This window comes from Klebsiella sp. HC6 (assembly GCF_022605325.1).
Lineage (GTDB): Bacteria > Pseudomonadota > Gammaproteobacteria > Enterobacterales > Enterobacteriaceae > Klebsiella > Klebsiella terrigena.
Genome location: NZ_CP093276.1, coordinates 5,568,175 through 5,583,547, shown reverse-complemented (window position 1 = coordinate 5,583,547; position 15,373 = coordinate 5,568,175). Strand labels below are relative to the sequence as shown.

Genomic DNA, 15,373 nt, shown 5'->3' with positions numbered 1-15,373 from the left:
AACCGCGCCGTTCGGCCTTACTGCGCCGCCGGGACGTCGCCCGTCTTGAGCGGCGTCTCCTCGCGCCGGGCGTCGGCGGTGGCCTTCTGCTTGCGCGTCATCTCATCGATAATCAGCCGATAGGCGATGTAGTACTTATAGATATTGCTGACATAGGTGACGGTCTCGGAGCCGATTTTCTCCGCGGCCAGGTACTCCACGTTACCAAACCAGATATTAGGGTCAAAGCCGCGCTTTTTGGTTTCAGCCCGCAGGCGGGCGATCCTCGCCGGTCCGGCATTGTAGGAGGCGAAGGAGAACAGCGCCTTATCGAGCTGGGTCATCGGCTCGTCGCCGTAGTACTGGTCTATCATCCAGTGCATATACTTCACCCCGGCGTGGATGTTGGGATCGAGCTTGCTGATATCACCGACCTTCAGCTCCTTACCGGTGCGCGGCATAACCTGCATCACACCTATCGCCCCGACGTGGCTGCGCACCGACTGATTGAGGCGCGACTCCTGATAGCCCTGGGCCGCCATCAGCAGCCAGTCGACGTCATAGCGATCGCCGTACTTACGGAAGATCTCCACCATCGCTAAAAATTTCTGCCGCTCCTTTTTCGCCGCCGCATTTTTGACATATTTAGCGTCTTTCAGGTAGCGCAGCAGGATGGTATTCCCCAGCCTGCTGCCCTGGCTATTCGTCTTCACAAACTGATTAAGCGAAGCGAGCAGCTGGGGGCTATCTTTGCGCACCGCCCAGGCGATGCTGCCATCGTCGCGCAGGACGATATTCTGGTGTACCTCGATTTTAGGGAATACCTGTTTCCAGAACAGCGCCTTATGGCGATCGACAACGGTCAGGGGGATAAGGCCGGCGTTGAGCATCTCAATCAGGTCCTCATCCTCAAGCGATTCCGGAGCGGCATCAACGATCACCGGCTGGCGCGACTCTTTGATAAAGCGCGCGTTTAGCGCGATCAGACTCTGGTAATAGCTTGAGGAGCGGCGCACGAACACCGTCTTGCCCGAAAGCTGGTCGATGTCGGCGACCGCGGGAGAGCCCGGCCCCGAAAGCAGCAGCTCCTGAACGCGGGTATAAATCGGCGCGCTGAAGGCGACCTGCTGCTGGCGTTCGGGGGTGATGGTGAGGTTCGCGGCGACGATATCTCCCTTACCGGCATTGAGCGCCTCGATCAGCTGGTCGCGCGCCACCGGAACGAAAACGATCCGCACCTTGAGATGACGGTGCCGGAGCTTTTTCTCCTTCATCAGCTGACGATTCAGGTCGCGCTCGTACTCCATGAAAATGTCGTGGGTGGCGCCGCGCTGGGTGCCCTTATCGATAAAGAAAAAGGTTTTGCTGTAGGTGGTCAAAACCCGGATGGTCCGCCGGTCGAGCATGCCGGAGAGATCCCCCTGCCAGGGTTTTAGCATCTCTTCGGTATTGACCTCCAGGGTCTCCCGTGGCTCGGGCGCCGGCGGTTTTTTCTCAGCGGAAGCGGCATAAACGGAGCCAACCAACAGCATCGCGAGGAGGCAGGTAGACCAGGCGATAAATAATCGCGGCAAACAGAGGATGTTCATGGCGCGGTGCTCCGCAGGGACATCCTTTTATTTTAGTCAACTCTGCCGGGTTAGCGTGTCGGCCAGGCGCCTGGACTGTGATTTTATGCCGCTGAAATTTTACGGAACTGGCTGGGCGTGACCGAATAGTATTTTTTAAAGGTCCGGTTAAATGCGCTGATGTCCTCATAGCCGGCCATGATGCAGATATCGACGATGCGAAAGGCCGGCTTTATCTGCAGCAAATCCCGGCACAGCAGCATCCGCTGCCGCCTGATGAATTCCATCGGTGACATCTGGAAGTATTGCTGGAAGAGGCGAAACAGGTGCCACTCTGAATAGCCGGAAAAAACGCTTAGCGCATTGACGGTGAGTTTTTTCTCAAGATTATTTTTTATCCAGCGCACCAGTTCGTGCAGCACGGCCTGTTGGATCCCATTTTTACGCTGATTCATGCCGGTTCCAGAACGATGCTGCCCGTCGCTTCATGGCGCGGGCAGAGGGTGCGTCACGGTCAGGTTGCCGCCCGGCATGGCTCTCTGCCGGGCCTCGGTGTCCAGCGCCGCCGCGGGAAAATGCCTTACCGTCCCTGGCAAGGCGCCACTACTTTGCTTTTAGATATCGCAATCGGCTTTCGATGATGCTCCCATAAGCCTCTGCGACCATATCCTGTCATTTTGAGGAAAATATGAAGAATCTGGATTAATATCCCTGCAGATATATTTTGCGCATACGTGATGGTCTCTCTGCATAATTTTTTCAATATCTCTTCATTTTATCTGCGGTATTTTAAGCTAACTTTTGCGTGTTCCTGGTCAACCCCAGAGAGCATCATTCCTAACAAGATCTTTCCCCCTTTCAACCAATGCGAAAGGGGGCTTTTTGTTTTTTTAATTAATTAAAAATACGCTATATATTACTTCTCGACCCTCTCAGACAGAAAAAACAGGCTCAAGTTCCGGCGATAAATTTTTTTATTTACGGTTCTTTAAGATCCATTTTTTCTCCATTGTTTCACCATAATTAAGTGCAATTCTGCGCCTCGCTTAGGTTAATCCCAGCAGACTCCTGCTATTTCTAAATCTCTCTTAAATAAAACGCCCATGCTAAAGAAAACAAATATCATTGCCGGATTATTGATTTCACCCTTAACGCTTTATGCCGCGACTTCGTACACGATTAATGATATTCGCTTTGATGGCCTGCAGCGCGTTACCGTAGGAGCAGCACTGTTGAACATGCCCGTTCATCCGGGAGAAGAGGTCTCGAACGACGATATCAGCGACGCGATACGCGGCCTGTACGCCAGCGGCAACTTTGAGAGCGTGCAGATCCTGCGCGATGGCCGTGCGCTGGTGGTGCAGGTTAAAGAGCGCCCGACTATTGCCAGTATCAGCTTCGCCGGCAATAAATCGGTGAAGGACGAGATGTTGAAAGAGAACCTCACCGCCAGCGGCGTTGATGCGGGTAGCGCGCTGGATCGTAACGCCCTCAGCGAAATAGAAAAGGGGTTGCAGGATTTCTATTACAGCGTCGGAAAATATAGCGCCACGGTCCATGCGGTGGTGACGCCGCTGCCGCGCAACCGCGTGGATTTAAAATTTGTCTTTCAGGAAGGGAAGTCGGCAACCATTGCCCAGATTAATATTATTGGCAATAAAGCGTTTAGCGAAGAAACGCTGCTCGACCAGCTTCAGCTCCGCGACCGGGTTCCGTGGTGGAACGTTATCGGTGATAAAAAATATCAAAAACAAAAAATGGCGGCGGATCTTGAAACGCTGCGCAGCTATTATCTCGATCGCGGCTATGCGCGTTTTGCCATTAATTCCAGCCAGGTCAGTATTACCCCGGATAAAAAATCGCTCTATCTTACGATCGACCTTGCAGAGGGAGAACGCTACAAGGTCAGCCGCACCGTGGTGGCGGGTGAGATGGCCACGCATGGCCAGGAAATTGAGGCGCTGGCCCAGCCGCTGTCCGGCAGGTGGTATAGCGGAGCCGAGATTACCGCCGTCGAAAATGCGATTAAAAAGCGCTTCGGTAAATATGGCTATGCCTGGCCGCAGGTGACGACGCACGCCGAAATTGACGATCGGCAGAAAAGCGCCACGCTGCGCATTAGCGTCGATGCCGGGCGCCGCTACTCCGTACGCCAGATTCGTTTTATCGGCAACGATACCTCGCGCGATGCCGTTTTACGCCGCGAAATGCGGCAAATGGAGGGCGCGTGGCTCAACGATGAAAAGGTGCAGCAGGGAAAAGAGCGTCTTGACCGCACGGGCTATTTCGAGAGCGTTGATAAAGAGATAACCCCGGTTGCCGGCAGCCAGGACCAGGTTGACGTCGTCTATAAGGTGAAAGAGCGCAATACCGGCTCATTTAACGTTGGCCTGGGCTTTGGTACCGATAGCGGCGTCAGCTACCAGCTGGGAGTGACCCAGGATAACTGGCTGGGCACCGGCAACAGCGTCAGCTTTAACGGCACCCGCAATAGCTATCAGTCCTACGTTGAGCTCGGCGCGACTAACCCCTATTTCACCGTCGACGGCGTAAGCCTCGGCGGCAAGATTTTCTATAACAGCTACGACGCCTCCGATGCCGACTCCGGCAGCTACAACCAGCAAAGCTACGGACTTGGCAGCAATCTCGGCTTCCCGATTAGCGAAAATAATTCGCTGAATCTGGGCGTTGATTATGTCCACAACCGCCTGACCAATATGGATCCGGAGCTCACGACCTGGAATTACCTTAACTCACGAGGCATTTATCCGCAGGTGGTGACCAAAGATGGCGACAGCGGGGCGGAATACAGCGCCAACGATTTTTTTGTCAGCCTCGGATGGAGCTATAACGATCTCGATCGCGGATTTTTCCCCCGCTCCGGCAATAAAAGCAGCCTGAGCGGCAAAGTGACCGTCCCGGGATCGGATAACCGCTATTACAAGCTCACCCTTGATAGCACCCAGTATGTGCCGCTAAATGAAGGCCAAAGCTGGGTATGGATGGAGCATCTGAAAGCGGGCTATGCCGGCGGCCTGCAGGGGAGCACGGTGCCCTTTTACGATAATTTCTACGCCGGGGGATCGTCATCGGTGCGCGGCTTCTCTTCCAATACTATCGGCCCGAAGGCGGCCTACTATCGCTGTAATGGCTCTGAAAGCAGCTATAGCGGCTGCCCGCTGGAGAGCTCTTCCGACGCGGTTGGAGGAAATGCGATGGCGGTACTGAACAGCGAGTTTATTATTCCTACGCCGTTTATTAGCGACAAATATGCCGACAGTTTGCGGACCTCGCTCTTTGTTGATGCGGGCACGGTATGGAGCACCTCGTGGCAGAATAACGCCCAAACCCTGGCGGCGGGGATCCCGGACTATAGCGACCCGCTGCATATCCGAATGTCGGCGGGGATTGCGGTACAGTGGATGTCGCCGCTGGGGCCGCTGGTCTTCTCCTGGGCTGAGCCCTTTAAAAAGTACGATGGCGATAAGGCCGAGCAGTTTCAGTTTAATATCGGCAAAACCTGGTAAGCGGGGGCAAGAGCGCGCTATTACCGCCGCGTCGCCGCGTGAGAGATGACGCTTTGATATCTATCATTCACGCCGTGGGCGCCGAGGCCTTTCTACTCCCATAACCCCCGGCGGCGAGCTGTCCGCCAGGGGGAAGCGTGAGCATGGACGGCAAAATAGTCTATTTTGCCGTTATGTCGTTGTTTAATCTGAATTCCGCGTCGATATTTTTTTGTAAAGTTATGCAGGGCTATTTTATGCTTTTTTGACTTTACATATAAATATGTATTTTCAGGAGCGAAATATACGTATTAAATATTATGGCGATTACTTCTAAATAGCTAGAACGGATATGGTCGATGGCTGTCCCATATCACATTATTGCGCTGAGGACTTGCGGTTAATTATAATATTTGCTATTTCTGAAGTCATGATTGCTGGCCAGAGATACAAGGATGAAACATGAAATGGACGGTGCTTAATACAATCATATGCCCGCATTCTGGCGTCGCGTTCTCCAGTATCTGCGGGCTGCGTTTTTTAAAGTTTATCATCTGGTATGAAGCGGACATTCTGTTGATTCCCGGTGAATCAATGAAGCTGTATTCATCTAAAGTTCTGATAAATAATCAATATCATTTCTTTAAGGTTTACAATATTGCAACCTATAGCGATACGCAGTGGGAGTCGCTGAGAGAGCGGCCATCCTGCCCCCATGACTTTAGCGCAACCACCGCAGAGGGGTGCTGCTACCAGCCGCACTGCGTCATTAAGCGATGCCCCGGCAGCTATCATCGCCACGCTTTATGCTAAGCTAGTGGCTGTTAAGAACGGGTGTTTTCACAGACAAAATAGGGCGTGTTTGTCGACATAAATACCCACGAGCCAGCTTTTATCTTGATTATTTTAATAATGAAGTTATCTTCCTTGCTCATTTCAGTAAAGAACGGTGGGAGAATGTCATCGAACTTTTCGGAGAATGCTGGTGAACTGGTTCGCATGTTGGAATCATTATTTTTAAAAATAAAAATATCGCTCTTGTTTTTAGTATAGGAGAAATATTTGCGAATGCTGATGTTATCCTGATTATTTCCGGAATTGCCGGTAAAGGTCATTAGACCATTGCCATTTTTAGTGAAGAATGTAACTGAAAACGAGAAGGCTTCGTCATCATTGATAATCGAAAAGGCCGACGTACAGTCAATACTATCATCCTCTTCGCGGAAGTGAGTGTAATATACAGCACCGCCGATCATAAGAATAATGATGATGAGAGTTATTATTTTCTTCATTTTATATGCCGATATTATCTTTTATTTTAAGTAGTAGGAGGAGGTACAGAATGATTTCTTGCTTGATGTGATCGGATAGCGACAAACGATCAGCGACGTTCTGCTCGACGGATAGTGGTTGGTAATATATACCGTGTGGCCATCGGAACAGCTGATATGCTTCTCCTGCATAAAGTTAATAAAAAATTCATCAAATCTTAAATCATCATTACGAAACACCTTGCAGGTACCTGGCGCGGCCAGCTCGGTGTAAGAGGAGAAAGGCGCGCTGGTCTGCGGAAAATAATAAACATAGACCAACAGAACGATCGCCAGCAGGCTGGCGAAACCCGCAACTCTACAGGTTCCTTTTTCACTGCCAGCGAACCTGAGGCCGGAAAGCATCCGCTGGGTGAACTGGTCTTCGTTCACCGGCGGCGACGTCGACAGGTTATCCCTGGGCGGTTCCGGGTCTGGCTGCTGCGGTGCGATACTTTCTACTGCCGGAGGTTGATGCGGGTTATTAACATTTTCTTCAACGTTCGGTCCACTATCGTTTTCGGACCCCGGGTCGCTTTCAATATGCCGGGCCAAAATGGTGGTGTCGTCGGCAATCATAAATCCCCGTTTCGGGATCGTTTGAATTATGCTGCCGTTAACGTGCAGGCGATTTAATGATTTACGCAGCAGGGAGATGTTTTGGTGTAGAGTATTTGGCGTAACGTTCATCCCTCTTTCTCCCCAGGCATTATGCAACAGCTCTGCCTGAGTGACTATTCTGCCGTGGTTTTTAATTAATAAAATAAAGCAAAGGCTTGCCGGTATTGCCAGAGTGATACGCTCATTGCTTTCTATAGAATGGAGAGTATGCGCCGTAGGATTGAACCTGAGCGTGTTCTCGATAACGTAAATAGTTTCCATATATCGTGTCTTATCGTGAGAATAGTTACCGCTAATAAAGTTTGCCTAAGATTTGATATTGAGATACTAGCATTAAAGCTTACTCCCGGCATTCATTCATAACTAAGAATTATCTTAATCCAATAAGATGTTTGTTGTAAAAAGGCTTCTGTTTGTTAATTTTTATGTGTTTATCTCAGTAATTTCAGTGAGTTATGATTTTACATAAAATCAACAAATGTGATTTCTTTACGCTTCATAACTTTATGAGTAATAAAATATGAGCACTACGATTATTATTGCTGCACAAAATGTTGCGGCCGTGACGTAACAAGCTTAATAAAAGGATGTGGTTGTTCTGCGATAACAATGTTAATGAATGGCAGGGGCGTGCCGGGTTGTTGTTACGCACCTCGTCATAATCAGTAGCGAAGGCATCGTGGAGGTGTTTTTTCCGGACCGGTGGCCCAATGGAACAGAGGCTGGTTATTATGGCTGTACTGATTGTAACTGATAATTATTTCTTTATACAAGGCCTGAGCCATATGGCCGATGACTTCTGTTATATCGGTTGTGCCGGCAGTTTTGATAGCGAGTTGGCCCGCAGGCAGTGTGCGGCGCTGAGCGCTGACGACTATGTGATTATCCATTTTGCACATTTAGATCATATATTATGTTTCTACCGATACTATCTGTCTAACAGCCAGGCGAAAGTTGTTGTCGCTCCGGATGCAAAATTTGTTAGCGACGTTTCGGACATTAATGATATTTATTTTCTCTCGGCCAATGCCAGCGTCAAGGCGGTAGAGAACATGTTTAAGCTTAAAAAGTATAAAATCAGAAAGCGAAGCCTGACTCCGCGCGAAGAGAAAATAATGTCCTTAATGATTATTGGTAATTTAATTAATGACATTTCGCAAACGCTCGGCTTAAGCATTAAAACGGTCAGTTTACATAAAAGCAATACCAGCAATAAAGTTGGTTTGCTCAATAATAACAATATCACGATGTTGGCCCTGATGCGTTTTATTCTGCCGGCATCAAAGAACGGCCTGCGGCTTATTTAATCTGCCGCCGAAGCGCATTCTGTCGATTTATTAAGGCATTTGTTTTTAAGGACTCAGGGTTCTTAAAGGCGATCATTCCATAAAGAACTATGGAACAGTACGGGCCATAAAAAGCCTCTTATCTTTATCAGGTGATAAATATGAAATTGAAAATGTTGGCAGCAGCTCTGATGACTACTCTCTGTGTTGGCGCTGTTCAGGCCGCTGATGTTACGGCTCAGGCAGTGGCGACCTGGTCAGCAACCGCTAAAAAAGATACCACCAGCAAGCTGGTTGTCACTCCGCTTGGCAGCCTGGCGTTCCAGTACGCTGAAGGGATCAAAGGCTTTAACTCGCAGAAAGGCCTGTTTGATGTTGCGATTGAAGGCGATGCTACCGCAACGGCCTTTAAACTGACTTCCCGTCTGATCACCAATACCCTGACTCAGCTGGACACCTCTGGTTCTACGCTGAGCGTTGGCGTTGATTACAACGGCGAGTCCGTAGAAAAATCGGCTGACACCATCATGATCGATACCGCTAGCGGCAAGCTGGGCGGCAACCTCAGCGCGCTGGCTAACGGCTACGACCAGGCCGGCCGTACCACCGCTCAGGATGGCTTCAACTTCTCTATCGTTAGCGGCACCACCGACGGTACCACGGCTGTAACGGATTACAGCTCGCTGCCGGAAGGGATCTGGAGCGGCGACGTCAGCGTACAGTTCGACGCGACCTGGACCAGCTGATTTCCCTGTAGCACAAAGCAGGGGCTTCCCCCTGCTTTCTTTCACGGATTGAATTCCCATGAAAAACCACATTCTGGCTATTGGCCTCTGTTTCTGCGCAATCATGCCGGCCCGGGCGCTGGACGTTGGCGATATCTCCTCGTTTATGAACAGCGACAGCAGCGTGCTCAGCAAAGAGATAAAAAATACCACCGACAGTGGACGCCTGATCAATATCCATATGGAGCGCCTCTCCTCGCCGCTCGATGGCGGTAACGTCATTGCGATGGAGAGCCAGGACGAAGTTTTGCTCACGCCTGCCAGCCTGCTGCTGCCGGCGAAAAGCAGCGATGTTATTCGCTTTTTCTACAAAGGCCCGACGGATGACAAAGAGCGCTATTACCGCATCGTCTGGTTCGATCAGGCGCTAAGCGACGCCCAGCGCAATGGCGCAGCCCGCAGCGCGGTGGCGACGGCATCCGCCCGTATTGGCACCATTTTGGTCGTGGCGCCCCGCAAGGTGAACTACCGCTATCAGTACGCCAACGGCACGCTGGTGAACAGCGGAAACGCCACGCTGCGCATTCTCGCCTACGGCCCATGCCTCAAGGCGGCGGATGGCAAAGAGTGCAAAGAAAATTATTACCTCATGCCCGGTAAAGAGCGCCGATTCACGCGCGTCAACGTTGCCGATAAAAAAGGACGGGTCGCGCTCTGGCAGGGCGAGCAGTTTGTTCCCGTAAAATAACAATTGTGCTGACGGGATAAGGTTATGCCGCGACTACGGATTTCCCCGGAGCTGAAAGCGCTCCTGGCCTACGGTATGGTTATTTTTTCTGTTCCGCTCAGCGTCAGCGCGGCGCCGGAACAGATACCGCAAATCGGCGGCGTAATTATTCCCCAGGCGTTTAGCCAGGCCCTGCAGGACGGGATGAGCATCCCACTCTTTATTCATCTGGAAGGCAGTGCGGGAAACGGGGACGATCAGCGCCTCGGCAGCGCCTTTATCTGGCTGGATGGCGGCGTGCTGCGCGTGCGCCAGATCCGCCTGGAAGAGAGCGATAATAATGCGACCGTGAGCGCCCAAACCCGGCAGACGCTCGCCTCCCTGGCGAACGAATCCTTCGACAGCGACCTGCGCATTAAGATCTCCGCCGACGCGCAGCTGCAGCTCAGCCTGCGCCAGCTTCTGCTCCAGCTGGTGGTGAAAAAAGAGGCCCTGGGCACCGTGCTGCGATCGCGCAGCGAAGATATCGGCCAGTCCAGCGTTAACGCTCTCAGCAGCACCCTGAACTATAACCTCGGCGTCTATAACAACCAGATGCGCAACGCGGGGAATAGCACCTCCAGCTATCTGTCGATGAACAATGTTACCTCCCTGCGCGAGCATCATCTGGTGCTCGACGGCTCGCTCTACGGCGCCGGAACCAGCAATCAGGACAGCGAGATCTATAAGGTGATGTACGAGCGTGACTTCGCCGGCCACCGCTTTGCAGGCGGAATGCTCGATACGTGGAACCTGCAGTCCCTCGGGCCGATGACCGCTATTTCGGCAGGCAAAATTTACGGCGCCTCCTGGGGCAACCAGGCCAGCTCGACGGTCTTTGATAACTCCCAGTCGGCGACGCCGGTTATCGCGTTCCTGCCTTCCGCCGGTGAGGTGCATCTGTCGCGCGACGGCCGCCTGCTGAGCGTGCAGAACTTCACGATGGGCAACCATGAGGTTGATACCCGCGGCCTGCCGTACGGGATTTACGACGTGAATGTTGAAGTTGTCGTCAACGGCCGGGTGGTCAGCAAGCGCACCCAGCGGGTGAACAAGCTGTTCACCCGGGGACGCGGCGCCGGCGCGCCTTTGGCCTGGCAGGTCTGGGGCGGAAGCTTCCATATGGACCGCTGGTCAGAGGGCGGCAAAAAGACGCTCCCCGCCAAAGAGAGCTGGCTGGCCGGGGCTTCGGCAACGGGCTCGCTGGGCGCCTTCAGCTGGGCCGCAACCGGCTACGGCTACGATAACAACGCCGTCGGCGAGACCCGGCTGACCCTGCCGCTGACGCAATCTATCAACGTGAACCTGCAAAACATGCTGGCCAGCGACAGCTCGTGGAGCAGTATCGGCAGCGTCAGCGCCACGCTGCCCGGCGGCTTTAGCTCGGTTTGGGTCAACCAGGAAAAGACCATAATCGGCGACAGGCTGCGGCGCAGCGACGCCGATAACCGGGCGATTGGCGGGACGTTGAACCTCAGCCCGCTGTGGTCAAAGCTGGGCACCTTCAGCATCAGCTATAACGACGATCGCCGCTATAGCAGCCACTACTACACCGCGGATTACTATCAGACCCTCTACAGCAACGCCTACGGTTCGCTGGGCCTGCGCGCCGGGATCCAGCGCTTTAACAACGGCGACAGCAGCGCCAGCACCGGGAAATATATCGCGCTCGACTTTTCTCTGCCGCTCGGCAACTGGTTTAGCGCCGGGATGACCCACCAGAACGGCTACACCATGGCCAACCTGGCGGCGCGCAAGCAGTTTGAGGAAGGGAGCACCATTCGCACCGTCGGCGCCAATATCTCCCGGGCCATCTCCGGCGACACCGGGGATGACAAAACCCTGAGCGGCGGCGCCTATGCCCAGTTCGATACCCGCTACTCCAGCGGGACGCTGAACGTGAACAGCGGCACCGACGGCTACGTGAATACCAACCTCACCGCCAGCGGCAGCGTGGGCTGGCAGGGGACAAATATTGCCGCCAGCGGGCGTACCGACGGTAACGCCGGGGTGATTTTTAATACCGGTCTTGAAGATGACGGCAGGCTCAGCGCCAGGGTAAACGGCCGGGTATTCCAGCTCTCGGGCAAACGCAGCTATCTGCCGCTCTCGCCCTACAGCCGCTACGAAGTCGAGCTGCAGAACAGCAAAAACTCGATCGACAGCTACGACATCGTCAGCAGCCGCAAAAGCCGTCTGACGCTCTATCCGGGCAACGTGGCGGTGATCGAGCCGGAAGTGAAGCAGATGGTGACCGTCTCCGGGCGTATTCGCGCCGAAGACGGCACGCTGCTGGCCAATGCGCACATTAATAACCACATCGGGCGTACCCGCACCGATGACAAAGGCGAGTTTGTGATGGATGTAGATAAAAAATTCCCGACCATCGACTTCAGCTACGGCAACAACCAGCGCTGCGAAGTGGAGCTTGAGATTAACAAAGCGCGCGGGGCGGTATGGGTCGGCGATGTGACCTGTAACGGCTTGAAAACCTACGCCAGCAACCTGGCGACGGGAGAGAACTATGAAGGCTAAATGGGGTGCGCTATTGGCGATTGTGCTCGCCCTGGGCGCAATGACGCGGGCCTCTGCGGCGGTGACCAAAACGAACTGGCCCGACGCGGCGGCGATGCAGTATGTGTTTGTGGAAAACAACTCTGACGATAACTACTTCGTCACCCCCGGCGGCGCGCTCGACCCGCGCCTGACCGGCGGCAGCCGCTGGACCGGGCTGAAGTATACCGGTACCGGCACTATCTATCAGCAGAGCCTGGGCTATATCGATAACGGCTACAACACGGTGCTGAACGCCAACTGGCAGTTCGACATGTGGCTGGAGAACTCGCCGGTATCCAACCCGCTGAGCGGCCTGCGCTGTATAAACTGGTACGTTGGCTGCGATATGGCAACCAGCCTGATTCAGGCGCCGGCGCTGGATGCGAGCGGTTTCTACGGCGTGACGGTGACCTCCGGCGGGGCTAAATGGATGCACGGGATGCTATCCGACGCCTTCTATCAGTATCTCCAACAGATGCCGGTAGGCGGCAGCTTCTCGATGACCATCAACGGCTGCCAGACGTCCGTTAAGTACGATGCCAGCAGCGGGGCGCGCTGCAGGGATCAGGCTTCGGGGAGCTGGTATACCCGCAAGGTCACCCATACCAAGGCCGCCAACTTAAGGCTGCTCAATACCCACTCCCTTACCGAGGTGTTTATCAACACCGACGGAGTGCCGACGCTCGGAGAGGGGAGCACCAACTGCCATGCCCAAACCATCGGCACCCGCTCCGGCCTGAGCTGCAAGATGGTTAACTATGCTCTGGAAAACAACGGTCTGAGCAATACCTCTATCCATATTTTCCCCGCCATCAGCAATTCGTCGCTGGTCTCCGCGGTGGGCATCTATGATATGCAGTTCAGCCTCAACGGCAATTCGTGGAAGCCGGTGAGCGGCATCTCCTACTATTACAATTTCAATGAGATGAAGTCCTCTGACTCCATTTACATCTTCTTCTCGAATAACTTCTTTAAGCAGATGGTCGCGCTGGGGATCAGCGATATTAATACCAAAGATTTGTTTAACTTCCGCTTCCAGAACATTACGTCGCCGGAGTCCGGCTGGTATGAGTTTTCTACCTCCAACTCGCTGGTTATCAAGCCGCGTGATTTCAGCATCAGCATTATTTCCGACGAGTACACCAGCGCGCCGAGCCGCGAGGGCTACGTCGGCCAGGGCAAGCCCTCGCTGGATTTTGGCTATATCGTCACCACCAGCGGCAGGACCGCCGCCGATGAGGTGCTGATCAAGGTTAACGGCCCGGCGCAGACCATCGGCGGGCGTTCATACTGCATCTTCAGCTCCGCGGACAATACGACGAAAGTCCCTTTCCCGGCGACGCTGACCTTCACGACGCAAAGCGGCGGCAACAAAACCTACGATGCCGGCTGCGACGATAGCTGGCGCGACATGACCGATGCGCTGTGGATGAGCACGCCGTGGAACGATGCTTCAGGCGATCCGGGAGTGATGAATAAAACCACGGTCAGGTTCTCCATCCCGATGAATGACGCGATCTCGCTGAAAACGATCGACGATGACGGCTGGTTCGGCGAAGTGAGCGCTTCAGGTGAAATTCGGGTTCAGGCGACGTGGCGAAATGTTAACTAATACGATACGCGCGATGGCGTGGCTGCTGGCCCTCTGCCTGCCGGCGGTCGGAGAGGCCATATCGGTCGGTAACCTGACCTTCTCGCTGGGGGCGGAGGAGAGCTTTGCCGCCAAGCGGGTGCTGAATAATAACAAGAGCGCGCGCCTGTATCAGGTCTCGGTGGTCGGCATCGACCGTCCTGGCGGGAAAGAGGTTCGCTCCCGCCCGGCGGACGGCGAGCTGCTCTTTGCGCCGCGCCAGCTGACCCTGCAGGCGGGGGAGGGGGAATATTTTAAGTTCTACTATCACGGGCCGCAGGACAACCGCGAGCGCTACTATCGGGTCTCGTTTCGTGAAATCCCTACCCGCAACCGCGTCGAGCGCAATACCGCCGGGGCGGCGGTGAGCATCGACCCGGTGGTGGTGGTGGAGACTATCCTGGCGGTGCGTCCGCGTCAGGTCGATTTTAAATGGGCCTTTGACCGCCGGGCGGGCACCGTCAGCAACAGCGGCAACACCTGGTTTAAGCTGCTGATTAAGCCCGGATGTGGGGCAACGGAAGAGGACGGCGACGCCTGGTACCTACGCCCAGGCGACGTGGTGCGCCAGGCCGCGCTGCGCCAGCCTGGCGACAAGTACATAATTTACAACGATCAATTTATCAAAATATCCAACGACTGCCCGTCGCCATCGGCGGGCGGTTAGCTGCCCGTCATGGCCATCAGGCGCGACTGAACCTCGGGGCAGCCGGCCAGCACCAGGTTACCGCTGAGCAGGCCGTCGTTGGCCAGAAAGTCGCTGCTTGTCCCGCCCGCTTCGACGATCAGCAGGATACCCGCCAGCGCATCCCAGCTGTTCATATGCTCCTCATAATAGGCGTGCACCTGGCCGGCGGCGACGTGGGCCAGCATCAGCGCCCCGGCGCCAAAGCGGCGGTACTCCATACCGGCGTCAATCACCCGCTCAAGCATGCGGGCGTAGTTTGCGGCAGGCGCCCGGCTGGAGCGCCCCATGCCAATCACCACCGTTTCCGGGTCCGGCTCGCGCAGCGCCAGGCGCTTATCGTTGAGAAATGCGCCTTCGCCGCGGCGGGCAAAGAAAAACTCGTTGCGATCCGGGGCGTAGATAATTCCCAGCTCCAGCACGCCCTGGCTGACCCAGGCCAGAGAAATACACCAGTAATCCATGCCCAGAATATAGTTGGTGGTGCCGTCGATAGGATCAATGACCCAGGTTCCCTGCTTCCCGGCCCGCAGGCCGCTCTCTTCGCCGAGAAAACCGTCCTCCGGGCGATGGGCCTCCAGCCAGGCCTTGATCTCCTGCTCGACGAAAACGTCGGCCTGGGAAACAAAATCCTGGCGTGCTTTTTTATCCACCTGCAGTCCCGCATCGCGCAGCTCCTGCGCGCGCGTTCCCAACTGGCGAATCAAACTGCATAGCGACTGCTGCTGTTCTTCGGTCATA

General features: G+C 54.3%; 13 protein-coding genes. 8 read left to right on the top strand and 5 right to left on the bottom strand.

Translation table 11 applies throughout. The annotated features are described in order from the left end of the window. Window positions 1-17 precede the first annotated feature (17 nt). Window positions 18-1,568 carry an MltF family protein gene (locus MMW58_RS26925; RefSeq protein ID WP_241722464.1) on the bottom strand — a complete coding sequence of 517 codons (1,551 nt, stop codon included), beginning with the start codon at window positions 1,566-1,568 and terminating at the stop codon, window positions 18-20. Between the two features lie 83 nt (window positions 1,569-1,651). Beyond that, entirely contained in the window at window positions 1,652-2,002 is a 351-nt protein-coding gene (locus MMW58_RS26920; RefSeq protein WP_115193780.1) for a helix-turn-helix transcriptional regulator, read from the bottom strand. 648 nt (window positions 2,003-2,650) lie between these two features. Here MMW58_RS26920 and bamA point away from each other — a divergent pair. Further along, window positions 2,651-5,074 (top strand): outer membrane protein assembly factor BamA, encoded by a 2,424-nt coding sequence (gene bamA / locus MMW58_RS26915; protein ID WP_241722463.1) that lies wholly within the window; start codon window positions 2,651-2,653, stop codon window positions 5,072-5,074. Between the two features lie 441 nt (window positions 5,075-5,515). Further along, window positions 5,516-5,866 carry an anti-adapter protein IraM gene (gene iraM, locus MMW58_RS26910; RefSeq protein ID WP_133601238.1) on the top strand — a complete coding sequence of 117 codons (351 nt, stop codon included), beginning with the start codon at window positions 5,516-5,518 and terminating at the stop codon, window positions 5,864-5,866. A gap of 11 nt (window positions 5,867-5,877) precedes the next feature. On the opposite strand, the gene MMW58_RS26905 is transcribed toward iraM, so the two are convergent. Next, window positions 5,878-6,345, bottom strand: a complete 468-nt coding sequence (locus MMW58_RS26905; RefSeq protein WP_241722462.1) for a hypothetical protein — start codon at window positions 6,343-6,345, stop codon at window positions 5,878-5,880. 21 nt (window positions 6,346-6,366) lie between these two features. After that, a complete protein-coding gene (locus tag MMW58_RS26900; RefSeq protein WP_241722461.1) occupies window positions 6,367-7,245 on the bottom strand; it encodes a winged helix-turn-helix domain-containing protein in 879 nt (292 codons plus the stop codon). A 470-nt stretch (window positions 7,246-7,715) separates the two neighbouring features. On the opposite strand from MMW58_RS26900, the gene MMW58_RS26895 reads away from it, so the two are divergent. The 6 genes from MMW58_RS26895 (at window position 7,716) to MMW58_RS26870 (ending at window position 14,614) form a co-directional block, all read left to right on the top strand. Continuing rightward, the gene (locus MMW58_RS26895; protein WP_133601236.1) at window positions 7,716-8,291 is read left to right on the top strand and encodes a LuxR C-terminal-related transcriptional regulator; all 576 of its coding nucleotides are present in this window, start codon (window positions 7,716-7,718) and stop codon (window positions 8,289-8,291) included. 140 nt (window positions 8,292-8,431) lie between these two features. Further along, complete coding sequence (ecpA, locus tag MMW58_RS26890; RefSeq protein ID WP_133601235.1) at window positions 8,432-9,016, top strand: common pilus major fimbrillin subunit EcpA; 585 nt, start codon at window positions 8,432-8,434, stop codon at window positions 9,014-9,016. A gap of 58 nt (window positions 9,017-9,074) precedes the next feature. Then, complete coding sequence (locus MMW58_RS26885; protein ID WP_041143617.1) at window positions 9,075-9,743, top strand: EcpB family pilus assembly chaperone; 669 nt, start codon at window positions 9,075-9,077, stop codon at window positions 9,741-9,743. Between the two features lie 24 nt (window positions 9,744-9,767). After that, on the top strand, window positions 9,768-12,296 hold the full coding sequence (locus MMW58_RS26880; RefSeq protein WP_241722460.1) for a CS1-pili formation C-terminal domain-containing protein: 2,529 nt from the start codon (window positions 9,768-9,770) through the stop codon (window positions 12,294-12,296). Between the two features lie 40 nt (window positions 12,297-12,336). Next, window positions 12,337-13,929 (top strand): fimbrial adhesin EcpD, encoded by a 1,593-nt coding sequence (gene ecpD / locus MMW58_RS26875; RefSeq protein ID WP_076947886.1) that lies wholly within the window; start codon window positions 12,337-12,339, stop codon window positions 13,927-13,929. Next, a complete protein-coding gene (locus tag MMW58_RS26870; protein ID WP_133601232.1) occupies window positions 13,919-14,614 on the top strand; it encodes a fimbria/pilus periplasmic chaperone in 696 nt (231 codons plus the stop codon). Before ecpD ends, MMW58_RS26870 begins: the two co-directional genes overlap by 11 nt. Here the strand turns inward: MMW58_RS26870 and MMW58_RS26865 are convergent. Continuing rightward, window positions 14,611-15,372, bottom strand: coding sequence for an inositol monophosphatase family protein (locus MMW58_RS26865; RefSeq protein WP_241722459.1), 762 nt, complete (start codon window positions 15,370-15,372; stop codon window positions 14,611-14,613). The genes MMW58_RS26870 and MMW58_RS26865 overlap by 4 nt on opposite strands. Window position 15,373 lies beyond the last annotated feature (1 nt).